This window comes from Serratia sp. CMO1, from assembly GCF_015689115.1.
GTDB lineage: Bacteria > Pseudomonadota > Gammaproteobacteria > Enterobacterales > Enterobacteriaceae > Serratia > Serratia marcescens.
Genome location: NZ_CP065032.1, coordinates 4394202 through 4417436 on the forward strand (window position 1 = coordinate 4394202; position 23235 = coordinate 4417436).

A 23235-nucleotide genomic window follows, 5' to 3' on the forward strand; every position below is an offset into this window, starting at 1 on the left:
GACACCGCCGCAGAAAATCAGCGGCTAACGAGCACAAAAAACCCCGCCTGAGCGGGGTTTTTTTTAGCGCTGTCGCCAGGCTTAGAACGGAATATCGTCGTCGAAATCCATTGGTGGTTCGTTGCTGGTCGCCGGTGCGCTGTTCTGCGCCGGGCGAGACTGCTGCTGGCCGCCGCTGAACTGGTTGCCGCCCTGTGGCTGCTGAGGCTGGCCCCAACCGCCCTGGCCGCCGGCAGATTGACCTGCCGGTGCGCCGCCGCCCTGACGGCCGCCCAGCATCTGCATGGTGCCGCCGACGTTAACCACGATCTCGGTGGTGTAGCGATCCTGGCCGCTCTGATCCTGCCATTTACGGGTCTGCAGGGAGCCTTCGATGTAGACCTGAGAGCCTTTACGCAGGTATTCGCCCGCCACTTCGGCCAGTTTGCCGAACAGCACGACGCGGTGCCATTCGGTCTTCTCTTTCTGTTCGCCGGTCGCCTTGTCACGCCAGCTTTCGGAGGTCGCCAGGGTAATGTTGGCCACTGCGCCGCCGTTCGGCATGTAACGGACTTCTGGATCCTGACCCAGATTCCCGACCAGAATTACTTTGTTTACGCCTCTGCTGGCCATGAGCACTTCTCCCGATGATTGATTTCTACACAGTATAAACGCGTCAGTTTACCACGCTGAGTGCGAAACCACACCCGTGTTGATAAGTGCGAATTGCATTCCAGAATTGTCTTTTCGATCGGCCTTGTTGCATTCGCATACTGGATATTCATTCAGGTTTTTTTGTGTCATAATTATGCGTTTCGACCAGGCTGTGCCGGTTTTTTGCGAGATCCATCACAAAATCCCCCGCAAAAATCGCGACAGGCGCGGTGTATCATCAAGACGGGAAGTGTAAATGGACAATATCGAAGTTCGTGGTGCTCGAACCCATAATCTGAAAAACATCAACCTGATCATCCCGCGTGACAAACTGATCGTCGTCACCGGCCTGTCCGGTTCCGGCAAGTCTTCGCTGGCTTTCGATACGCTGTACGCCGAAGGGCAGCGGCGCTATGTCGAATCACTCTCCGCCTATGCGCGCCAGTTCCTGTCGCTGATGGAAAAACCGGACGTCGATCATATCGAAGGCCTGTCGCCGGCGATCTCCATCGAGCAGAAATCCACCTCGCACAACCCGCGATCCACGGTCGGCACCATTACCGAGATCCACGACTACCTGCGCCTGCTGTTCGCCCGCGTCGGCGAGCCGCGCTGCCCGGACCACCATGTGCCGCTGGCGGCGCAAACCGTCAGCCAAATGGTCGATAACGTGCTGAGCCAGCCGGAAGGCAAGCGCCTGATGCTGCTGGCGCCGGTGGTGAAAGACCGCAAGGGCGAGCACACCAAAACGTTGGAAAACCTGGCCGCCCAGGGCTATATCCGCGCGCGCATCGACGGCGAAGTGTGCGATCTGTCCGATCCGCCGAAGCTGGAGCTGCAGAAGAAACACACCATCGAAGTGGTGGTCGACCGTTTCAAGGTGCGCGACGACATGGCGCAGCGCCTGGCCGAGTCGTTCGAAACCGCGCTGGAGCTGTCCGGCGGCACCGCGGTGGTGGCGGACATGGACGACGAAAAAGCGGACGAGCTGCTGTTCTCCGCCAACTTCGCCTGCCCGATCTGCGGCTACAGCATGCGCGAGCTGGAACCGCGCCTGTTTTCCTTCAACAACCCGGCCGGCGCCTGCCCGACCTGCGACGGCCTGGGCGTGCAGCAGTTCTTCGATCCGGATCGCGTGGTGCAAAACCCCGAGCTGTCGCTGGCCGGCGGCGCGATCCGCGGCTGGGATCGCCGCAACTTCTACTATTTCCAGATGCTGCGCTCGCTGGCGGAGCACTATGAGTTCGACGTCGAAGCGCCATTCAACACCCTGAGCGCCAACGTGCAGAAGGCGGTGCTGAGCGGCTCCGGCAAAGAGTCTATAGAATTCAAATACATCAACGATCGCGGTGACACCACCGTGCGCCGCCATCCGTTCGAAGGCGTGCTGCACAACATGGAGCGCCGCTATAAAGAGACCGAGTCCAGCGCGGTGCGCGAAGAGCTGGCGAAGTTCATCAGCAACCGCCCTTGCGCCTCGTGCCACGGCACTCGCCTGCGTGAAGAAGCACGCAACGTGTTCGTCGAAGACACCACGCTGCCGGAGATCTCCGATCTGAGCATCGGCCATGCGATGACCTTCTTCCAGAACATGAAGCTCAGCGGCCAACGCGCCAAGATCGCCGAGAAAGTGCTGAAAGAGATCGGTGACCGCCTGAAATTCCTGGTGAACGTCGGCCTGAACTACCTGTCACTGTCTCGCTCGGCGGAGACGCTCTCCGGCGGCGAAGCGCAGCGAATCCGTTTGGCCAGCCAGATCGGCGCCGGCCTGGTGGGCGTGATGTACGTGCTGGATGAGCCGTCGATCGGCCTGCACCAGCGCGACAACGAGCGCCTGCTGGAAACGCTGATCCACCTGCGCAACCTCGGCAACACGGTGATCGTGGTGGAGCATGACGAAGACGCCATCCGCGCCGCCGATCACGTGATCGACATCGGCCCCGGCGCCGGCGTACACGGCGGCCAGGTGGTGGCGGAAGGCACCGTCGACGACATCATGGCGCAGCCGGAATCGCTGACCGGCCAGTTCCTCAGCGGCAAGCGCGAGATCGCCATCCCCGCGCAGCGCGTGCAGGCCGATCCGACCAAGGTGCTGAAGCTGAGCGGCGCGCGCGGCAACAACCTGAAGGACGTGACGCTGACGCTGCCGGTCGGTCTGTTTACCTGCATCACCGGCGTTTCCGGTTCCGGCAAATCGACGCTGATCAACGATACGCTGTTCCCGATCGCCCAGCGCCAGCTCAACGGCGCCACCATCGCCGAACCGGCGCCGTTCCGCGAAGTGACCGGCCTGGAACATTTCGACAAGGTGATCGACATCGATCAGAGCCCGATCGGCCGCACGCCGCGCTCCAACCCGGCCACCTACACCGGCATCTTCACCCCGGTGCGCGAGCTGTTCGCCGGCGTGCCGGAATCGCGCAGCCGCGGTTACACGCCGGGCCGCTTCAGCTTCAACGTCAAGGGCGGACGCTGTGAAGCCTGCCAGGGCGACGGGGTGATCAAGGTCGAGATGCACTTCCTGCCGGACATCTACGTGCCGTGCGACCAGTGCAAGGGCAAGCGTTATAACCGCGAAACGCTGGAAGTGAAGTACAAGGGCAAGAGCATCCACGAAGTGCTGGAGATGACCATCGAAGAAGCGCGCGATTTCTTCGACGCGGTGCCGGCGCTGGCGCGCAAGCTGCAGACCCTGATGGATGTCGGCCTGTCCTACATCCGCCTCGGCCAGTCGGCCACCACGCTCTCCGGCGGTGAAGCGCAGCGCGTCAAGCTGGCGCGCGAACTGTCGAAGCGCGGCACTGGCCAAACGCTGTATATCCTCGACGAACCGACCACCGGTCTGCACTTCGCCGATATCCAACAGCTGTTAGCGGTGCTGCATCAGTTGCGCGATCAGGGCAATACCATCGTGGTCATCGAGCATAACCTGGATGTGATCAAGACCGCCGACTGGATCGTCGATCTGGGGCCGGAAGGCGGCAGCGGCGGCGGCGAGATCCTGGTCGCCGGCACGCCGGAAACGGTGGCCGATTGTGAGAAATCGCACACCGCACGCTTCCTGAAGCCGCTGTTGAACCAGTAATGCCGCCGGCGTGCGGGCCGTCGCTCAGGCGGTCCGCACGCTGACCCGTTTCCCCGCAATCAAACAGAAACGGGCAAGATTTCGACATTTTCAGGCATTTCCCTCCGCACTCACCGCTTTTATCATCAATGTTCCCTCGGCGGCCGCCCTGTCTGATTCAGGCCGCGTCTCGCCGGCACTTCGCTGCCGGTCAAACGTTGTCCCCCATACATTGATAACTGGAGCGACCATGAACATTACCCATGCCTATGCCGCACATGACGCGAAGTCTGCGCTGGTGCCTTTCGATTACCAGCCGCGCGCCCTGCGCGACCACGATGTGCAAATTCAGGTGTTGTTCTGCGGCGTCTGCCACTCGGATCTGCACCAGGCGCGCAATGAATGGAGCAATACGATTTACCCGGTGGTGCCGGGCCACGAAATCGTCGGCCGCGTTAGCGCCGTCGGCGACCATGTCTCGCGTTACCGGGTCGGCGATCTGGTCGGCGTCGGTTGCATGGTGGATTCCTGCCGCAGCTGCCCGAGCTGCGATGAGGGGCTGGAACAGTATTGCGAGAATGGCTTTACCGGCACCTATAACGGCCAGGATCGCCACACCGGCGCCGTAACCTACGGCGGCTACTCCACCAATCTGGTGGTGGATCAGGACTTCGTGCTGCGCGTGCCGGAAAACCTCGATCCGGCCGGGGTCGCGCCGCTGCTGTGCGCCGGCATCACCACCTATTCGCCGCTGCGCCAGTGGGGCGCGGGGCCAGGCAAAAAGGTCGGCATCGTCGGCCTCGGCGGGCTGGGGCACATGGGCGTCAAACTGGCGCGGGCGATGGGCGCGCACGTGGTGCTGTTCACCACCTCGCCGTCGAAAATCGAAGACGCCAAGCGCCTCGGCGCCCATGAAGTGGTGATTTCGCGCAACCCGGATGAGATGGCGCAGCACGTTAATAGCTTCGACTTCATCCTCAACACGGTAGCAGCTCAGCACGATCTGAACCCGTTCCTCAACTTGCTGCGCCGCGACGGCACCCTGACGCTGGTCGGCGCACCGGAGCACGATCATCCGTCACCGCAGGTGTTCAACCTGATCATGAAGCGCCGCCGCATCGCCGGTTCGCTGATCGGTGGCATCGCGGAAACGCAAGAGATGCTGGACTTCTGCGGCCAACACGGCATCACGTCCGATATCGAGCTGATCCCGATGCAGCAAATTAATGAGGCCTATGAGCGCATGCTGAAAAGCGACGTGAAGTACCGCTTCGTGGTGGATATCGACTCGCTGCGAGCCTGATGACGGCGGGCGCCCGGCGGCGCCCGTTTTTTTATAGCTGCTTGATGACCCTGGCCGGGTTGCCGCCCACCACGCAGTTGGCCGGCACGTCTTTGGTCACTACCGCGCCGGAGGCCACGACCGCATTATCGCCGATGGTCACCCCCGGATTGATCACCGCGCGCCCGCCGATCCACACATTGTCACCAATCCTGACAGTCTTACCGAACTCCGCGCCGCCGACGCGGGTCTCGGCGTCCAGCGGATGGGTCGCGGTGTAAATATGCACGCCCGGCGCCAGCAGGCAGTTGTCGCCGATATGCACTTCGCACACGTCGAGGATCACGCAGTCGAAATTGGCGTAGAAGTTCTTGCCGAGATAAATGTTATAGCCGTAGTCGCAGCGGAAGGTCGGCTCGATGGTGCCGCCCTGATAGCCGCCCAGCAGCTCACCCAGCCACTGTTTGCGCAGCTCACCCTCTTCCGGCGAGGAGTGGTTATAGCGATGCGTCAACTGGCGCGCGTGCCGACGTTCGCTGCGCAGCAGGTCGTCGCCGGCGTCGTACAGTTCCCCGGCGATCATCTTGCGCTTTTCTTCGCTCATGGCCATGTCGGCCTCCTTAATCTTATCCGCGTTTCTTGAATGCCCAAGCGTAGCCGCTTTTGCCCGGCGACAAAAAGGGAACGTTCCCAATTTAAAACCGCGATCACGATTTAACACGGGAAAACAGGAGAAAAACGAGGGCCGCCGCCCGGCTATCAGGCGCGCAGTTCCTGGCGCACGTGTTCGGGCAGGCCTTCCACCACCAGCTGATAGGAGCTGTCGATCAGCGTGTAAAACTGCGAGTTCGGCAGGTTGCCGTCGAGAAACACCGTATTCCAGTGCGCCTTGTTCAGTCCGTCGCAGGCGACGATCTCCGGATGGTGTTCACGCAGGCTTTCCGCCAGCTCCGGGCTGGACTTGACCGCCAGCGCCGGCCGCCCTTCGATCTCGCACACCATGGCGAACATCACGTCGCCCACCTTGAGCTGGCTGGCCTGCCACTGGTTCTGGTCGCTCTGCTCCGCGCCCGGCTTCGCCATGCAGTACTCCAGCAATGCGCTGTTATTCATTGGGTTATTCCCCCTGTAATGTGGCCACAATACGGCGTGCTCCGCCGTGGATGCGGTGCTCCCCCAGCCAGATGCCCTGCCATGTGCCCAACATCAGCCGCCCATGCCTGACGGGCAGCGTCAAGGAAGCGCCCAGCAGCGAGGATTTGATGTGCGCCGGCATGTCGTCCGGCCCTTCGTAGTCATGCTGATAGGGTGCGTTTTCCGGCACCTGACGCAGGAAATGCTGCTCCATATCGGCTCGCACCGTGGGATCGCAGTTCTCGTTGAGCGTCAGCGAGGCCGAGGTGTGCTGCAGCAACAGATGCAGCAAGCCGGTTTGCAGGCGGTGTAAGTGGGTTAACTGGTTGGTGATCTCGTCGGTAACCAGATGAAAGCCACGCGCTTTTGCGCTGAGGATTAGCGTTTGCTGATGCCACATGAGTGAGCGCCCCTCAATCAGTATATTCTCTCTCCGGTTTGCGGCAACTTCGGCGGCGCGCCGGCAATAAAAAAGGAGCGATATCGCTATCGCTCCCGATGAACGTCCGTTCAGACTAACAGGCGTTACTGCACCGCGGCAAACGCCTCGGCCACCTGACGCACGTTGTTGTGGTTCAGGCCGGCCACGCACATGCGGCCGCTGTGGATCAGGTAGACGCCGAACTCTTCACGCAAGCGATCGACCTGCGCCGCGCTGAAGCCGGTGTAGCTGAACATACCGCGCTGCGCCAACAGGTAGTCAAAGTTGCGCTGCGGCAGCGCGCTCTTCAGGGTGTCCACCAGCGCGTGACGCATTTCGAGAATGCGGGTGCGCATGCTCTCCACTTCGTCCAGCCACTGGGTTTTGAGCTGGGCGTCGTTCAGCACCTTGGCCACCAGCTGCGCGCCGAAGTTTGGCGGGCTTGAGTAGTTGCGGCGCACGGTGGCCTTCAGCTGGCCCAGCACGCGCCCGGCCGCCTCTTCGCTTTCGCACACCACCGACAGGCCGCCGACGCGCTCGCCGTACAGCGAGAAAATCTTCGAGAACGAGTTGCTCACCAGGCACGGCAGGCCGGCCGCCGCGATGGCGCGAATGGCGTAGGCGTCTTGCTCCATGCCGCCGCCGAAGCCCTGATAGGCGATATCGAGGAATGGAATGATTTCACGCTCGGCGATCACCTTGACCACCTCATCCCACTGGGCGGGGGTCAGGTCGGAACCGGTCGGGTTGTGGCAGCACGGGTGCAGCAGCGCGATGCTGTGCTTCGGCAGCTGTTTCAGCGCAGCGAGCATGGCGTCGAACTTCACGCCCAGGCTTTCGCTGTCGAAATACGGGTAGGTATTCACTTTGAAACCGGCGCCGCTGAAGATGGCGACGTGGTTTTCCCAGGTCGGATCGCTGACCCACACCTGCGAATCCGGGAAATAGGTTTTCAGGAAGTCGGCGCCCACTTTCAACGCGCCGGAACCGCCGACGGTCTGAATGGTGGCGATGCGCCCCTGCTGCAGCATCGGGTGCTGCGCGCCGAACAGCAACTGCTGAATGGCGGAACGGTAGGGTTGCAGCCCTTCCATCGGCAGGTATACCGAGGCGCCGTGCTCGACGCTGTTCAACTGCGCTTCCGCCGCAGCGACCGCCCGCATCTGCGGAATGATGCCCTGCGCATCGTAGTACAGGCCGATACTCAGGTTCACCTTGTGCGCACGCGGGTCTTGTTTGAATTTTTCCATCAGCGACAGAATGGGATCGCCGGCATAGGCGTCAACGTTCTGGAACACGGGGTTTTTCTCCTGGTTTATTGTGGTTTGGGCACAGCGTTACGTTCCTAATATAGACGGAAAAGCGCATTCGGTTTTAGCTTTATCTCGTCACCGGCAACAAACCGTTTTCCTTGATGCGATTGAGCACCACCGCCGTTTTGATATGCGCCACGCTTTTGTGCGGCGACAGCGTCTGGCTGATGAATTCGCTCAGCGCCGGCAGGTCAGCCACCGCCACTTTCAGCAGGTAATCGGCGTCGCCGGTGGTCTTGTAAGCGTCGAGGATCGCGTCCACGTCCTCCAGCATCTGATGAAAGCTGTCGATCTGCTCCTGCGCGTGCGTGATCAGGCTGACTTCGATCAGCCCCACCAGCCCCAGGCCGACCGCCTCCGGCGCCAGCCGCGCGTGGTAACCGCGGATCAGCTGCGCCTGCTCCAGGCTGATGCGCCGCCGTGAGCACTGGGAAGCGGAAAGCCCCACCAACTCGCTCAGTTCCTGATTGGTCAGACGGCCGTTGGCCTGTAACAGCGTCAGGATTTTCATATCAAAATCGTCAATGTTGTACATAGCCACCTGTAAACTGTTTTAATAAATGTTGACGTTACAGCCTACCAGTTTTTTTACCGTTGCCGACGTCACACCCTGGCGTTTGAATCGCGTACAGCAGCAACGCCCGGCGTTTTCGCCGGTAAGCGGCATAAAAAACGGCTAACTCATGCAGGCAAACGACAATTAACGGCGAAGTAACGCATAAAACCACGAATGTATAAAAAGGACGCCAGATGAAAAAGCTTCTCCCCCTCGCGCTGCTGCTCGCCGCCGGCGGTGCCGGTGCGCAATCCCACCTGGACAAGGTGCTGCAGCAGAAGACCCTGGAGGTCTGCACCACCGGCGACTACAAGCCCTATACCTTCCTCAAGGAAGACGGCGGCTATGAAGGCATCGATATCGACATGGCGGAATCGCTGGCGAAGAGCCTGGGCGCCAAGGTGAAGTGGGTGAAAACCAGCTGGAAAACCCTGACCCCGGACTTCGTCGGCGGCAAGTGCGACATCGCCATGGGCGGCATCTCCGTCACGCTGGAGCGGCAAAAGCAGGTGTTCTTCGCCGACAAGCTGGATACCGACGGCAAAATCCCGCTGGTGCGCTGCACCGACGTGAAGAAATACCGCACGATAGAACAGATCAACAAACCGTCGGTGCGTCTGTTGGAACCGGCGGGCGGCACCAATGAAGCCTTCGTGCACGCCTATCTGCCGAAGGCCAAACTGACGCTGACGCACGACAACATGAGCATTTTCCAGCAGTTGGTGGATCGCAAGGCGGACGTGATGATCACCGACGCCTCCGAGGCGTTGTACCAACAAAAGCGCTATCCGAAGCTGTGCGCGGTGAATCCGACCAAACCGATGCAGTACGGCGAGAAGGCTTACATGCTGCCGCGCGACGATCTGAGTTGGAAACTGTATGTGGATCAGTGGCTGCACCTGGCCAAGGCGACCGGCGAGTATCAGAAGGTTATCGATAAGTGGTTGGCGGTAAAGAAGTAACGCGCTGAGAAACGGGGCCGACGCGCGTCGGCCCCTGCGGCGCATCAGTCGCCGATGTATTCCATCGCCACGCGCTGCGTGAGCTTGGTGATCAGTTCATAAGCGCTGATGCCGGTGCAGGCGGCGATACGCTCGACCGGCAATGCCGGCCCCCACAGCACCGCTTCATCCCCCACCTTATCGGCGGCATCCGGCCCGAGATCGACCGAAATCATGTCCATCGACACCCGGCCGACGATCGGCACTTCACGGCCGTTGATCAGGATCGGCGTGCCGGTCGGCGCGCTGCGCGGGTAACCGTCGCCGTATCCCATCGCCACCACGCCCAGCCGGGTATCGCGCGGACTTACCCAGGTGCCGCCGTAGCCGACCGCTTCGCCGGCCTTGTGCTCGCGCACCGCGATCAGGCTGGATTTCAGGGTCATCGCCGGCTGCAGACCATGCTCGGCGCCGCTGCCGTTATCCAGCGGCGACACGCCGTACAGAATGATGCCGGGACGCACCCACTCGTTGTGGGCGTCCGGCCACAGCAGCGTGCCGCCGGAGGCGGCGACCGAGCGCTGGCCCGGTTTGCCGCGCGCGAACTGCTCGAAGCAGGCGATCTGTTTCAGGGTGGCGTCGGACTCCGGCTCATCGGCGCGGCTGAAGTGGCTCATGATATTGACCGGCTGCGCCACGTTGCGGCAGGCGCACAGGCGCTGATAAAACGCTTCCGCCTGTTCGGGACGCACCCCCAACCGATGCATGCCGGTATCGAGCTTCATCCACACCGGCACCGGGCGCGCCAGTTCGGCCTGCTCCAGCGCTTCGAGCTGTTCGATGCAGTGCACCGCGGTTTCGATGTTGTTCGCCACCAGCACCGGCAGGTCTTCGGCACAGAAGAAACCTTCCAGCAGCAGGATCGGTTTGACGATGCCGCCGGAACGCAGCATCAGCGCCTCGCCGATGCGCGCCACGCCGTAGCAGTCGGCGTCTTGCAGGGTGTGTGCTGTTTCCAGCAGGCCATGTCCATAAGCGTTTGCTTTCACAACGGCAATCAGGCGGCTTTGCGGCGCCTGGCGGCGCACCTGTTGCAGATTATGTCGCAGAGCGCGGCGGTCGATTACAGCGGTTGCCGCTTTCATTTCAGTTCCTTAGCTGATTATTCGTCATCGTATTGTGGCCCCGCGTAGTTGTCGAAACGCGACCACTGGCCGTTAAAGGTAAGGCGCACGGTGCCGATGGGGCCGTTACGCTGCTTACCGATAATAATTTCCGCGATCCCTTTCAGATCGCTGTTCTCGTGATACACCTCATCACGATAGATGAACATAATCAGGTCGGCATCCTGCTCGATAGAGCCGGATTCACGCAAGTCGGAGTTGACCGGGCGTTTGTCGGCGCGCTGCTCCAGGCTTCGGTTCAGCTGCGACAGCGCCACCACCGGCACCTGCAGCTCTTTCGCCAGCGCCTTCAGCGAGCGCGAAATCTCGGCGATCTCCAGCGTACGGTTGTCGGACAGGGCCGGCACGCGCATCAACTGCAGGTAGTCGATCATGATAAGGCTAAGCCCGTCGTGCTCGCGGAAAATGCGCCGCGCGCGCGAGCGCACTTCGGTCGGCGTCAGGCCGGAGGAGTCGTCGATGTACATGTTGCGCTTCTCCAGCAGGATGCCCATGGTGCTGGAAATGCGCGCCCAGTCCTCGTCGTCGAGCTGGCCGGTACGGATGCGCGTCTGATCCACGCGCGACAGCGACGCCAGCATACGCATCATGATCTGCTCGCCAGGCATCTCCAGGCTGAAGATCAGCACCGGTTTTTCCTGGGTCATCGCGGCGTTTTCGCACAGGTTCATGGCGAAGGTGGTTTTCCCCATCGAAGGACGGGCGGCGACGATGATCAGATCGGACTTTTGCATGCCCGCGGTTTTCTTGTTGAGGTCCTGATAGCCGGTATCAACCCCGGTCACGCCGTCGTGCGGCTGCTGATACAGCTGCTCGATGCGCGACACGGTGTCTTCCAGGATGCGCTCGATGCCCTTCGGGCCTTCGTCTTTGCTGGCGCGGTTCTCGGCGATTTGGAACACGCGGGATTCCGCCAGATCGAGCAGGTCTTCGCTGCTGCGCCCCTGCGGATCGTAGCCGGCGTCGGCGATTTCGTTAGCCACCGAGATCATTTCGCGCACCACCGCGCGCTCGCGCACGATGTCCGCGTAGGCGCCGATGTTGGCGGCGCTCGGGGTGTTTTTCGACAGCTCAGCCAGGTAGGCGAAGCCGCCGACCGAGTCCAGCTCGCCCTTCTGCTCGAGCGATTCGGACAGGGTGATGAGGTCGATCGGCTTGCTCATCTCCAGCAGACGCTGCATCTCGGTAAAGATCAGGCGGTGCGGGCGGCTGAAGAAGTCGTTGGCGACCACGCGCTCCGCCACGTTGTCCCAGCGCTCGTTATCCAGCATCAAACCGCCCAACACCGACTGTTCTGCCTCCAGCGAGTGCGGCGGCATCTTCAGCCCTTCCATCTGACGATCTCTGGAACGCTCTCTGGTTTCGTCCGCGTTTGTTTTGTTGGTTGGTTTTTTTCCTGCCATGAAACGTAGTCTTTATCCGGTTGCGAATGAGGGTGAGGCTGCTGACGCAAGAGTATACGTGATTTTTCCGCACGATTCCGCCGCATAATTGCAACAGGCCGGCGCACGGGCAGGCTAGATCTCCGCAGCCAAAAGGCATAGGGTGAATTCAGATAACCAAATGAGGGTAGAACATGGCCAAGCGCATTCAATTCTCCGCCACCGGCGGGCCGGAAGTCTTGCAATACGTTGATTTTACACCGCTCGATCCGGCGGCCGGCGAAGTGCAGATCGAGAACAAGGCGATCGGCATCAATTACATCGATACCTATGTACGCAGCGGCCTGTATGCGCCGGCGAGCCTGCCGAGCGGCCTCGGCACCGAAGCGGCCGGCGTGGTGGTCAAGGTCGGCGCCGGCGTCAGCGCGATCAAACCGGGTGACCGGGTGGTGTATGCGCAATCGGCGCTCGGCGCCTACAGCGAGATCCACAACGTGCCGGAAGAAAAAGTGGCGCTGCTGCCGCACAACCTGAGCTTTGAACAGGGCGCCGCCTCTTTCCTGAAAGGGCTGACGGTACACTACCTGCTGCGCCAGACCCACGACGTGCAACCGGGTGAAGTGTTTCTGTTCCATGCCGCCGCCGGCGGCGTCGGCCTTATCGCCTGCCAATGGGCGAAAGCGCTGGGCGCGCGCCTGATCGGCAGCGTCGGCTCCGACGAGAAGGCCGCGCTGGCGAAGCAGGCCGGCGCCTGGGCCACCATCAACTACCATAAAGAAGATATCGCCCAACGAGTGGCCGAGCTGACGCACGGCGAGAAGGTCGGCGTGGTGTACGATTCGGTGGGGCAAAGCACCTGGCAGGCCTCGCTCAACAGCCTGAAGCGGCGCGGCCTGATGGTCAGCTTCGGCAACGCCTCAGGCCCGGTGACCGGCGTCGATCTGGCGCTGCTGAATCAGAAGGGCTCGCTGTACGTCACCCGCCCCTCCCTCAACGGCTACATCACCAACCGCGCCGAGCTGCAGTACGCCAGCAACGAGCTGTTCTCCCTGATCGGCAGCGGCGCCATTCGGGTGGAAGTGAAAGACGAGCAGAAATTCGCGCTGGCCGACGCCCAGCGGGCACACCAAGTATTGGAAAGCCGCAGCACCAGTGGCTCCAGTCTGCTGATCCCCTGATCGCGGCAAAAGAAAAGGGCTCCTTGCGGAGCCCTTTCTGTTACTGCGTTTTGTAGGGGTAGAGCAGAGTCCGCCAGAGACCGGGGGTTGCTTCAGCAACACGAATTTTAGGTGTCTCTCACGGTGATGAAATCGGTCGCATCACTGCATCGACCAACATCCTAGCAGCCCCGTCCGGCAAAAAACACGCTTTATGTGCCACATCGCCGGGTAAAACTGCCAAGCTGTGATCGCTGCCGCATTAGCGTGGCGGGCAGTTATGCAAGTTTCATCGCGACTGACTGATTATTCGGCAAAAAATCAGTAACGCCGGATCTGGGGTTTCTGCATCGAACGGTAAATCCATACCCCAACCACCGCCAAAATCAACCACGGCAACAGCTTAATCACCACCGCGAACAACCCACCCAACAGCATGAACGCCGCCGCCGCCAACAGCGCAGCGAAGATCCCCAGCAGCGAGATGCCGGTCACCATCAGCATCACCACAAAGCCAATGAGAAAGAAGATTTCCAACATGATTGCTCCTTTGCAACTCAACGTATCTGCAGAGTGGATTACAAGAAGCGTGCCAGAATGGCGGAAGGGCTAACCTATTGAAAAAACGGGGAAGACATCCGGCAATACGCCGAATGCCTGGCGAAAAAGACTAACTGTTGGTCAAACTTTTTGTGGGTTACGCCATTTCGACGCGCGGCTGACGCACCAACGCCAGCGCCTGCTCCACCACCCGCGCATCGGCGCCCGGCTTGTGGGCGTTCTCGCTCAGGTGGCGACGCCACTGGCGCGCGCCCGGCACACCCTGGAACAAACCGAGGATGTGGCGGGTGATGTGACCGAGATAGGTGCCGTTGGACAGCTCGCGCTCAATATACGGATACAGCGCTTCGACGATCGCCACGCTGTCCGGCACCGCGGTCTGCGCGCCGAACAGTTCGCTGTCGACCCGCGCCAGGATGCCCGGATTCTGGTACGCCTCGCGCCCCATCATCACGCCGTCCAGATGCTGCAGGTGCTGTTGCGCCTCTTCCAGCGTTTTCACTCCACCGTTGATGGCGATGGTCAGCGCCGGGAAATCCCGCTTCAACTGATAAACGCGCGGGTAGTCCAGCGGCGGCACTTCGCGGTTCTCTTTCGGGCTGAGGCCGGAGAGCCAGGCTTTGCGAGCGTGGATAGTGAACATGTCGCACTCGCCGCGCCCGGCGACGGTCTGGATAAAGTCGCACAGGAAGGCGTAGCTGTCCTGATCGTCGATGCCGATGCGGGTCTTCACCGTCACCGGTATCGATACGACGTCGCGCATCGCCTTGATGCAGTCGGCGACCAGCGTCGCCTGACCCATCAGGCAGGCGCCGAACATGCCGTTTTGCACGCGATCGGACGGACAGCCGACGTTGAGGTTAATCTCGTCATAACCGCGCTGCTCCGCCAGTTTGGCGCAGTGCGCCAGCGCGACCGGATCGCTGCCGCCCAGCTGCAGCGCCACAGGATGCTCTTCTTCGCTGTAGGCCAGGTAGTCACCCTTGCCGTGTATGATCGCGCCGGTGGTCACCATTTCGGTGTACAGCAGCGTTTCCTTGGTCAGCAGGCGGTGGAAGTAACGGCAATGACGATCGGTCCAGTCGAGCATTGGCGCGATGGAGAAGCGATTGGCGGCGTAGGTTGGGGCGTGGTTGTCTTTCGTCATGCTGAGTTACTGGCTACCTGAGTCTGTCTGGGTTCAACGAACGGCGCGCGGCCGCAAACGGCTATTATAACGACAATCGGCGCCGTTGGGAAAACCGCCTTGCCGGCGGCGTAAATAAGCGGGAGTAAGGCGAATAAATTCACGCGTTCAGGTGTTATCTCATTACGGGCGCGCACGGCGCCTCTGCCTTGAGGACACAACCATGAACAGCTTCATTAAACGCCTGCTGGCATCGACCATTGCCGGCTGCCTGCTGTTTTCCGGCGGGGCGCTGGCGATGGGCGGCGACGGCAGCGGCCAAACCCCGCCGACCTGTCCGAAAGGCCAGGTCTATGACAGTAAAACCCAGACCTGCACGGTGGATAAAAGCAGCAAAGTCGACGACGCCGACCGTACTAACTATGCCTATGCACTGGCGAAAAGCGGCCGCTATCAGGAAGCGATCGATATGCTCAACACGCTGAAAAAACCCAACACCGCCGTCGCACTGAATTATCGCGGCTACGCCACGCGCAAACTTGGCCGCACCGATGAGGGTATCGGCTATTATTTAAAATCAGTCGCCCTCGATCCGAAATACCCCAAAGTGCGCGAGTACCTGGGGGAAGCCTATATGCTGAAAGGGCGGCCCGACCTGGCTCGCCAACAGCTGCAGGTGATCCAGTCGCTGTGCGGCACCGGGTGCGAGGAGTACCGTGATTTGGCGGCAGCCATCGACCGCCACCCGGAATCTTGATCCGACGCGCCTGCGGAGGTGACTATCAGCGGCGATGCGATACGCGATGAACTCGGCCACTATCTCTCCCGCCTGTGGCGCTATGCGCTGGTGCTTTCGCACCGGCGGGATATCGCCGACGATCTGGTGCAGGCGACCTGCGTGCGTGCGCTGGAACGCGCCGCGCAATTCACCCCCGGTTCTCACCTGGATCGCTGGTTGTTTTCCATCCTGCACTCCATCTGGCTCAATGAAGTTCGCGCCCAGCATCTTCGCCAGGGGCAAGGCTGCATGGCGGCGGAAGAGCTTGGCGATGCGGACAACGGTGAACAGCCAGTCTGGCTCAATGAAGTGATGCGGCGCGTAAACCGGCTGCCGGCGGCCCAGCGCAACGCGCTGTTTTTGGTGTATGTCGAAGGGCTGTCCTACCGGGAAGCGGCGAAAGTGCTGGCGGTGCCAATCGGCACCGTCATGAGCCGCCTTGCGGCCGCACGTCAGGCCTTGGCCGATGACCGCCAGTTGCCAAACGACGATTCGCACCATAAGAAGCCCCCTCCTCCCCCTTTGCCCCGCACTCGCCGATAAACCGCTGGCCGCCGATTCGTATTCAGCGCCCTATTCCAACGCGCGGATAACCCGGCACGGCTGCCCCAGCGCCAACACATTGGCCGGAATGTCGCCGGTGACGATGCTGCCCGCGCCGATAGTCGTGCCATCGCCGATGGTCACTCCCGGCAGGATCACCACGTTGCCGCCGATCCACACGTTGCTGCCGATGGACACCGGCTGCGCCGAGGTGCGGAAAGGAAAAGCCGGATCGCCGGTAAAGCGTTCACCGGCCTTCAGCGGATGACTCGGCGTGTAGATTTGCACGTTGGGGCCGATCAGCGTGTTGTCGCCGATGGTGATGGTGTTGCAGTCGAGGAACACCGCATTGACGTTGATAAAACAGTTTTTGCCGATGCGGACATGCTGCCCGTAGTCGCACCAGAATGGCGTTTCGATCCAGCTCGCCTCACCCCAGCTGCCGAACAGCTCGCCGAGCAGGCGATTTTTCTCGTCCGCCTGATGCGAATCCAGTGCCTCCAGGCTTTTGGTCAACGCCCTGGCTCGATGGTACAGGGCGATCAGTTCTTCATCGCGGCTGTTGTACTCCAGGCCGCTTAACAGCTTCTCTCTTTCCGTCATCACACAAGGCTCCTGCTTATCACGCGGATGAAGCGCGTTATACCGCTCTCGTCCCCCGCTCTCCAGCGCTAAAACCGGCAACGTTGATTTGCCGTCCGGCGGAGGGGAAAAGTTGTGATGCATCTCTCTTTTAGCGCGCTCAGCGCGCCTTTCTCTGCGCTATCCTCAGGGGAAAAGGGGGCAACTCTCGGCGATTCGCCGTAATCATGGTAAAATCGGCTTTTTTACGTACCGGGATATTTGCGATGAACTCAACCACCCAGGAAAAGCTGCTGGCGCAGGCGGAACGCCTCTGCCAGCAACGCAATGTGCGATTGACGCCGCAACGGCTGGAAGTGCTGCGTCTGATGACTCAGCAACCCGGTGCAATCAGCGCTTACGACCTGCTCGATCTGCTGCGCGTCGCCGAACCGCAGGCCAAGCCGCCGACGGTCTACCGCGCGCTGGATTTTCTGCTGGAGCAAGGGTTTATCCATAGGGTGGAGTCCGCCAACAGCTACGTGCTGTGCCACCACTTCGAACAGCCGATGCATACGTCCGCGCTGTTTATCTGCGACCGCTGCGGCCAGGTGACCGAACGCACCACCGAAGGCGTAGAGGAAACGCTGCAAAAGCTGGCTCAGGAGGCCGGATTTGCGCTGCGGCACAGCGTAGTGGAAGCGCACGGTCTGTGCGCCGGCTGCGTGGAAGTTGAAGCTTGCGACAGCAAGCATGACTGCGCCGAACACGATCACAGCATCGCCATCAAGAAGAAGTAAGACAAAATCAGGTACCTCCCTGTACCTGCGGCCGGAGCGCCAGAGGATGGAGCGACGCCGGCCTGCGCTGTGCAAGCCGCCTTCAATGGCGGCCCTGCAGATTACCAGCGGTGTTTGGTGTGATCTTCCCAGGCTTTCACCTCTTTTTCGGCCGCCTCTTTCTGGTAACCGTAGCGCTCCTGGATTTTGCCGACCAGCTGTTCGCGTTTCCCTTCGATGACCGTCAGATCGTCATCGGTCAGCTTGCCCCATTTCTCTTTCACTTTGCCTTTCAGCTGCTTCCAGTTACCGTCGGCTTGATCTTTATTCATAGTATCTCCGTTAACCTGTGGTGAATCAGTGATCCCTGTCGCCGGCCGGGGTTAACCAGAAACTTTTCTGGCTGATGCTCCCTTCACCTTAAGAAGCAACGCTCCCCTTCATTTACCAGCCACATGATTCATTCTAGTTAAAAATGGAAATAAAAAAGCCAGTTTGCAGAATAAAAAACCATTAAAAAACACAATAAAAACAAAAAACGCCAACAAACAACGAGCTAACGCGAACGAATCTGGACTAAAAACATGTAAGCAAATATGAGCAAAACATAAGATAAATTAATAAATAACCCAACAAAGCGTTCGACCTAGCGTGCAGCAAACCAACTGCCGCGCACCTGATGACGGTGCCAAATCCAGCCCAACGCCAGGCCGCGCAGCGCCAGAAACACCGCCAGCGCCAGCCAGAGCCCGTGGTTGCCTAGCAGCGGCACGCTGAACAGCGCCAGACCGTATCCCGCAGCGGCCACCGCCATGCTGTTACGCATCTCGGCGCCGCGCGTGGCGCCGATAAACATGCCGTCCAGCAAATAGCACCACACCCCGACCAACGGCAGAATGACCTGCCAGGGTAAATAATGGGCGGCCAACGCACGCAGTTCCGGCAAAGAGGTCAATGCCGCCACGATCTGCTGGCCGGTAACGGCATACGCCAGGCCGAAGGCCAACGCGACCAGCCCTGCCTGCCTGCAGGCCGCGTGCCACACCTTGCGCAGTTGGCTGTCGTCCCGGGCGCCGTAGGCGTGGCCCGAATGAGCCTCCACCGCATAAGCGAAACCGTCGAGCGCATAGGCGGTGAACGTCAGCAGATTCATCAATACCGCATTGACCGCCACCACCTCGCTTCCCAGGCGAGCGCCGAAAATGGTCAACGACGCAAAGCACATTTGCAGCAACAGTGAACGCAGCATGATGTCGCGGTTGAGCGCCAGCAGGCGACGCAGATCGCCACGCCAGGCCTGGCGCAGCATCTGCAGGGTAATACCGCGCAGGCGCATCACCCGCCACGCCAACCACCGGCCGAGCAGCAGCGTAGCGTATTCGGCGATGGCGGTTGCCGCCGCCGCCCCCCGCACGTTCCAGCCCAGGCCCATCACCAGCCAGATATCCAGCACGATGTTCAGCAGGTTGCCGACGATCAGCAGGATCACCGGCGCCCGCACGTACTGCACGCCGAGCAGCCAGCCCAGCAGCACCAGGTTGGCCAGCGCCGCCGGGGCGCTTAACCAGCGGATCTCAAGAAAACGCCGCGCCTGTTCCAGCACCTCGCCATCGCCGCCGACGATCCGCAGCGCCAGTTCGATCAGCGGGTAGCGCAACAGGACGATCGCCCCCCCGGCCAACAGCGCCAGCAGCAGCGGTTGCATAAAGGCGCGCGCCAGCGCTTGCGGGTTCTGTGCCCCCAGCGCTTGCGCCGCGAGGCCGGTGGTGCTCATGCGCAGGAATAACAGCAGCATGAAGAGGAAGCTGGTCGCCACCGCGCCGATCGCCACGCCCCCCAGGTAGATCGGGCTGTCGAGGTGGCCTATCACCGCGGTGTCCACCAGCCCGAGCAGCGGCACGGTGATATTGGAGAAGATCATCGGCAGGGCGAGGCGCCACAGGGCTTTATCGGTGTCGCTGGTGAAGGCGGAAATCAGGCGCATGATGGGATGTTCCTGTGACTGAGTGACAAAGGGCGAAGTCAGAAACAAAAACGCCCCAAAACAGGGGCGATTGATACAGGGAGCGGCGGTGATGGCGCGGCGATTAAATCCAGTCGCCGTTGCGGATCACGCCGACCGCCAGCCCTTCGATAGTGAAATTCTGCTGACGCAGATCGACCACTATCGGTTGGAATTCGTTGTTCTCCGGCAGCAGTTCAACCACGTTGCCGTGCTTTTTCAAGCGCTTGACCGTCACTTCGTCTTCGATGCGCGCGACCACGACCTGGCCATTGCGCACGTCTTGCGTTTTGTGCACCGCCAGCAGATCGCCGTCCAGAATGCCGATGTCGCGCATCGACATGCCGTTCACCCGCAGCAGGAAATCGGCGCTCGGTTTAAACAGGGAAGGATCCACCTGGTAGTGCCCTTCGATGTGCTGCTGCGCCAGCAGCGGCTCGCCGGCGGCGACGCGGCCGATCAGCGGCAGCCCTTCTTCTTCTTCCATCAGCAGACGGATACCGCGCGAGGCACCGGAGACGATTTCGATCACGCCTTTGCGTGCCAGCGCCTTCAGGTGTTCTTCGGCGGCGTTAGGCGAACGGAACCCCAGACGCATCGCGATCTCGGCACGCGTTGGCGGCATGCCCGTTTGCGAAATGTGCTCGCGAATCAGATCGTAGACCTCTTGCTGTCTGGTAGTTAGTGCTTTCATTCCGCCCCCTGTTTGTTTATACAGTCTTGCTGTGAGTATATACAGGTAAGCGCGGATTGGGAACCGAAGAATAAATAAAAATCAGTCAGTAGGCGCTTTTCGTCAGCCGAAATGCTGCCATAAGACCGTGCCCCAAACGAACAGCGCCAGCGCGATCGCCAGCGACACCGCCGCCGATCCCATGTCCTTGGCCCGCCCGGACAGCTCGTGATGTTCGCTGCCGATGCGATCCACCACCGCCTCGATCGCGCTGTTCAGGATCTCGACGATCATCACCAGCGCTACCGATCCGATCAATAAAATGCGCGCTATCGCACCCACATCCAGCCAGACAGCCAGTATGATAGCCAGAAGGGTGACCACCAGTTCCTGGCGGAAAGCCGCTTCGTGCTGCCAGGCGGCGGATAGCCCTTTATAGGAATAGCCGGCGGCCTTGATGATGCGGGTCAGTCCGGTTGCTTGGTTTGCCATGTTTTCGTGCCTTTCTCAGAGGTCGGTCATAATAAAAAGAGTCTAGAACAGTCGGCGCTGACGGCTCTCGGTTTTCGAACACCACAGATCTGCTACCCGGTTTCTGGTATGCTTGCGGCGCATTGCTAACAAGAGGCTTCACGTTGTTATGTCAGGTTGGCGTAAAATTTATTATAAAATATTGAATTTACCACTTAAATTGTTGGTAAGAAGTAAGGTCATCCCTTCAGATCCGGTTACCGAGCTAGGGTTGGATCCCTCACGGCCGATTTTGTATGTTTTACCTTACAATTCCAAGGCGGATTTGCTGACGCTGCGCACCCAGTGCCTGGCGCAGGATCTGCCCGATCCGCTCAACTCGCTGGAGATCGACGGCACCGTGCTGCCGAGCTACGTGTTCATTCACGACGGCCCGCGCGTGTTCCGCTACTACACCCCGAAAGAAGAGTCGGTAAAGCTGTTCCACGACTATCTGGATCTGCATCGCAGCAACCCGGATCTCGACATTCAGATGCTGCCGGTTTCGGTCATGTTCGGCCGCTCGCCGGGCCGCGAAGGCCACGGCACGCCGCACCTGCGTCTGTTGAACGGCGTGCAGAAGTTCTTCGCCGTGCTGTGGCTCGGCCGCGACAGCTTCGTGCGTTTCTCCAACACCGTGTCGCTGCGCCGTATGGCGACCGAACACGGCACGGATAAAACCATCGCGCAGAAACTGGCGCGCGTGGCGCGCATGCACTTCTCGCGTCAGCGCCTGGCCGCGGTGGGCCCAAGCCTGCCGGCCCGTCAGGATCTGTTCAACAAGCTGTTGGCGTCCAAAGCGATCGAAAAAGCGGTCGAGGACGAAGCGCGCAGCAAGAAGATCTCGCACGAGAAGGCCCAGCAGAACGCCATCGCGCTGATGGAAGAGATCGCCGCCGACTTCTCCTACGAAACCGTGCGTCTGTCCGACCGCGTGCTGAGCTGGACCTGGAACCGGTTGTATCAGGGCATCAACGTCACCAACGCCGAGCGCGTGCGCCAGCTGGCGCAGGACGGCCACGAGATCGTCTACGTGCCCTGCCACCGCAGCCACATGGACTATCTGCTGCTGTCCTACGTGCTGTATCACCAGGGCCTGGTGCCGCCGCACATCGCTGCGGGCATCAACCTCAACTTCTGGCCGGCCGGCCCGATCTTCCGCCGCCTGGGCGCGTTCTTCATCCGCCGCACCTTCAAGGGCAACAAGCTGTACTCGACGGTGTTCCGCGAATACCTCGGCGAGCTGTTCACCCGTGGTTACTCGGTGGAATACTTCGTGGAAGGCGGCCGTTCCCGCACCGGGCGCCTGCTGGAGCCGAAGACCGGCACCCTGTCGATGACCATTCAGGCGATGCTGCGCGGCGGCACCCGTCCGATCACGCTGGTGCCGATTTACATCGGTTACGAGCACGTGATGGAAGTGGGTACCTACGCCAAAGAGCTGCGCGGCGCCACCAAGGAAAAAGAGAGCCTGCCGCAGATGCTGCGCGGCCTGCGCAAGCTGCGCAACCTGGGTCAGGGTTACGTCAACTTCGGCGAACCGCTGCCGTTGACAGCTTACCTCAACCAGAACGTGCCGCAGTGGCGCGAGTCGATCGATCCGATCGAAGCTCAGCGTCCAAGCTGGCTGACGCCGACGGTCAACGATCTGGCCGGCCAGATCATGGTGCGCATCAACAATGCCGCCGCGGCCAACGCCATGAACCTGTGTTCCACCGCGCTGCTGGCCTCGCGTCAGCGTTCGCTGACCCGCGAACAGCTGGTCGAACAGCTCGAGTGCTACCTGCAGCTGATGCGCAACGCGCCTTACGCGCATGACGTCACCGTACCGACGCAAACGCCGGACGAGCTGCTGGATCACGCGCTGAACATGAACAAGTTCGAGGTGGAAAAGGACAACATCGGCGACATCATCATTCTGCCGCGCGAACAGGCGGTGCTGATGACCTATTACCGCAACAACATCCACCACCTGCTGGTGTTGCCGTCGCTGATCGCCAGCATCGTGATGCATCACCGCCGGGTATCGCGCGCCGAACTGCTGCGCCAGATCGGCATGATCTACCCGATGCTGAAAGCCGAGCTGTTCCTGCATAACGACAAGGAACAGCTGCCGGACGTGCTGCGGCCGATGATCGACGAGCTGATCCGTCAACAGTTGATCTGCGACAAAGGCGACGATCTGGTGCTCAACCCGGCGCGCATTCGCCCGCTGCAGCTGCTGGCCGCCGGGGTGCGCGAAACCCTGCAACGCTACGCCATCACCATGTCGATCCTCAGCGCCAACCCGAGCATCAACCGCGGCGCGCTGGAAAAAGAGAGCCGCATCATGGCGCAGCGTCTGTCGGTGCTGCACGGCATCAACGCGCCGGAGTTCTTCGACAAGGCGGTGTTCTCCACCCTGGTGGCGACGCTGCGTGAAGAAGGCTACATCAACGACAGCGGCGATGCGATCCGCGAACACACCCTCGAGGTGTACAGCATGCTGAGCGATCTGATCACGCCGGAAATCAAGCTGACCATCGAAAGCGTCAACATGCCGGAAGAGACTAACGCTCTGCCGCAAACCGATGCGGAAGAAGAGAAAGACGAGTGATTTCGCCCGGCGCGAAAACACAAAAGGCACCCCTTGGGG

The 23235-nt window shown here is 60.8% G+C and carries 23 protein-coding genes; 8 read left to right on the top strand and 15 right to left on the bottom strand.

Features of this window, described 5'->3' with window-relative positions; genetic code table 11:
• Positions 1–81: 81 nt before the first annotated feature.
• A complete protein-coding gene (gene ssb1, locus IT763_RS20930; protein ID WP_004936793.1) occupies positions 82–612 on the bottom strand; it encodes a single-stranded DNA-binding protein SSB1 in 531 nt (176 codons plus the stop codon).
• A 277-nt stretch (positions 613–889) separates the two neighbouring features.
• On the opposite strand from ssb1, the gene uvrA reads away from it, so the two are divergent.
• Together uvrA and IT763_RS20940 are read left to right on the top strand one after the other, a co-directional pair.
• Positions 890–3718 carry an excinuclease ABC subunit UvrA gene (uvrA, locus tag IT763_RS20935; RefSeq protein WP_015379213.1) on the top strand — a complete coding sequence of 943 codons (2829 nt, stop codon included), beginning with the start codon at positions 890–892 and terminating at the stop codon, positions 3716–3718.
• Between the two features lie 229 nt (positions 3719–3947).
• Complete coding sequence (locus tag IT763_RS20940; RefSeq protein ID WP_016930261.1) at positions 3948–5000, top strand: NAD(P)-dependent alcohol dehydrogenase; 1053 nt, start codon at positions 3948–3950, stop codon at positions 4998–5000.
• A 31-nt stretch (positions 5001–5031) separates the two neighbouring features.
• On the opposite strand, the gene maa is transcribed toward IT763_RS20940, so the two are convergent.
• From maa to IT763_RS20965, 5 genes are all read right to left on the bottom strand, one after another.
• Positions 5032–5589: a maltose O-acetyltransferase gene (gene maa, locus IT763_RS20945; protein WP_049299927.1), complete on the bottom strand. Its 558-nt coding sequence runs from the start codon at positions 5587–5589 to the stop codon at positions 5032–5034.
• 149 nt (positions 5590–5738) lie between these two features.
• Positions 5739–6092: an MmcQ/YjbR family DNA-binding protein gene (locus IT763_RS20950; RefSeq protein ID WP_206194977.1), complete on the bottom strand. Its 354-nt coding sequence runs from the start codon at positions 6090–6092 to the stop codon at positions 5739–5741.
• A 4-nt stretch (positions 6093–6096) separates the two neighbouring features.
• The gene (locus IT763_RS20955; RefSeq protein WP_016930264.1) at positions 6097–6513 is read right to left on the bottom strand and encodes a secondary thiamine-phosphate synthase enzyme YjbQ; all 417 of its coding nucleotides are present in this window, start codon (positions 6511–6513) and stop codon (positions 6097–6099) included.
• Between the two features lie 125 nt (positions 6514–6638).
• Positions 6639–7832, bottom strand: coding sequence for an amino acid aminotransferase (locus IT763_RS20960; RefSeq protein WP_016930265.1), 1194 nt, complete (start codon positions 7830–7832; stop codon positions 6639–6641).
• A gap of 82 nt (positions 7833–7914) precedes the next feature.
• Complete coding sequence (locus tag IT763_RS20965) at positions 7915–8382, bottom strand: Lrp/AsnC family transcriptional regulator (protein WP_016930266.1); 468 nt, start codon at positions 8380–8382, stop codon at positions 7915–7917.
• A gap of 215 nt (positions 8383–8597) precedes the next feature.
• Between IT763_RS20965 and IT763_RS20970 the strand changes: the two genes are divergently transcribed.
• On the top strand, positions 8598–9365 hold the full coding sequence (locus tag IT763_RS20970; RefSeq protein ID WP_016930267.1) for a transporter substrate-binding domain-containing protein: 768 nt from the start codon (positions 8598–8600) through the stop codon (positions 9363–9365).
• A gap of 44 nt (positions 9366–9409) precedes the next feature.
• Here IT763_RS20970 and alr read toward each other — a convergent pair whose 3' ends face one another.
• Positions 9410–10489, bottom strand: coding sequence for an alanine racemase (gene alr, locus IT763_RS20975; RefSeq protein ID WP_016930268.1), 1080 nt, complete (start codon positions 10487–10489; stop codon positions 9410–9412).
• 17 nt (positions 10490–10506) lie between these two features.
• Positions 10507–11931, bottom strand: a complete 1425-nt coding sequence (gene dnaB / locus IT763_RS20980; protein ID WP_025160134.1) for a replicative DNA helicase — start codon at positions 11929–11931, stop codon at positions 10507–10509.
• Positions 11932–12104: 173 nt separating this feature from the next.
• Here dnaB and IT763_RS20985 point away from each other — a divergent pair, with 173 nt between their 5' ends.
• Positions 12105–13088, top strand: a complete 984-nt coding sequence (locus tag IT763_RS20985; RefSeq protein WP_049299928.1) for a quinone oxidoreductase — start codon at positions 12105–12107, stop codon at positions 13086–13088.
• A 300-nt stretch (positions 13089–13388) separates the two neighbouring features.
• Here IT763_RS20985 and pspG read toward each other — a convergent pair whose 3' ends face one another.
• Positions 13389–13607 (bottom strand): envelope stress response protein PspG, encoded by a 219-nt coding sequence (pspG, locus tag IT763_RS20990; RefSeq protein WP_016930270.1) that lies wholly within the window; start codon positions 13605–13607, stop codon positions 13389–13391.
• Positions 13608–13764: 157 nt separating this feature from the next.
• Positions 13765–14775, bottom strand: a complete 1011-nt coding sequence (gene dusA, locus IT763_RS20995) for a tRNA dihydrouridine(20/20a) synthase DusA (protein WP_016930271.1) — start codon at positions 14773–14775, stop codon at positions 13765–13767.
• 202 nt (positions 14776–14977) lie between these two features.
• Between dusA and IT763_RS21000 the strand changes: the two genes are divergently transcribed.
• The gene (locus IT763_RS21000) at positions 14978–15511 is read left to right on the top strand and encodes a tetratricopeptide repeat protein (protein WP_197758810.1); all 534 of its coding nucleotides are present in this window, start codon (positions 14978–14980) and stop codon (positions 15509–15511) included.
• Positions 15512–15529: 18 nt separating this feature from the next.
• The gene (locus tag IT763_RS21005) at positions 15530–16075 is read left to right on the top strand and encodes an RNA polymerase sigma factor (protein ID WP_049299929.1); all 546 of its coding nucleotides are present in this window, start codon (positions 15530–15532) and stop codon (positions 16073–16075) included.
• 30 nt (positions 16076–16105) lie between these two features.
• Here IT763_RS21005 and IT763_RS21010 read toward each other — a convergent pair whose 3' ends face one another.
• Positions 16106–16678: a sugar O-acetyltransferase gene (locus IT763_RS21010; RefSeq protein ID WP_033639268.1), complete on the bottom strand. Its 573-nt coding sequence runs from the start codon at positions 16676–16678 to the stop codon at positions 16106–16108.
• Between the two features lie 245 nt (positions 16679–16923).
• On the opposite strand from IT763_RS21010, the gene zur reads away from it, so the two are divergent.
• On the top strand, positions 16924–17436 hold the full coding sequence (zur, locus tag IT763_RS21015) for a zinc uptake transcriptional repressor Zur (protein ID WP_015379223.1): 513 nt from the start codon (positions 16924–16926) through the stop codon (positions 17434–17436).
• 101 nt (positions 17437–17537) lie between these two features.
• Here zur and IT763_RS21020 read toward each other — a convergent pair whose 3' ends face one another.
• From IT763_RS21020 to IT763_RS21035, 4 genes are all read right to left on the bottom strand, one after another.
• A complete protein-coding gene (locus tag IT763_RS21020; RefSeq protein ID WP_004936743.1) occupies positions 17538–17747 on the bottom strand; it encodes a CsbD family protein in 210 nt (69 codons plus the stop codon).
• 314 nt (positions 17748–18061) lie between these two features.
• Positions 18062–19399: an MATE family efflux transporter DinF gene (gene dinF, locus IT763_RS21025; RefSeq protein ID WP_206194978.1), complete on the bottom strand. Its 1338-nt coding sequence runs from the start codon at positions 19397–19399 to the stop codon at positions 18062–18064.
• Between the two features lie 103 nt (positions 19400–19502).
• A complete protein-coding gene (gene lexA, locus IT763_RS21030) occupies positions 19503–20111 on the bottom strand; it encodes a transcriptional repressor LexA (RefSeq protein ID WP_004936736.1) in 609 nt (202 codons plus the stop codon).
• A gap of 102 nt (positions 20112–20213) precedes the next feature.
• A complete protein-coding gene (locus IT763_RS21035) occupies positions 20214–20582 on the bottom strand; it encodes a diacylglycerol kinase (protein WP_016930276.1) in 369 nt (122 codons plus the stop codon).
• Positions 20583–20730: 148 nt separating this feature from the next.
• On the opposite strand from IT763_RS21035, the gene plsB reads away from it, so the two are divergent.
• The gene (gene plsB / locus IT763_RS21040) at positions 20731–23196 is read left to right on the top strand and encodes a glycerol-3-phosphate 1-O-acyltransferase PlsB (RefSeq protein ID WP_028127547.1); all 2466 of its coding nucleotides are present in this window, start codon (positions 20731–20733) and stop codon (positions 23194–23196) included.
• Positions 23197–23235 lie beyond the last annotated feature (39 nt).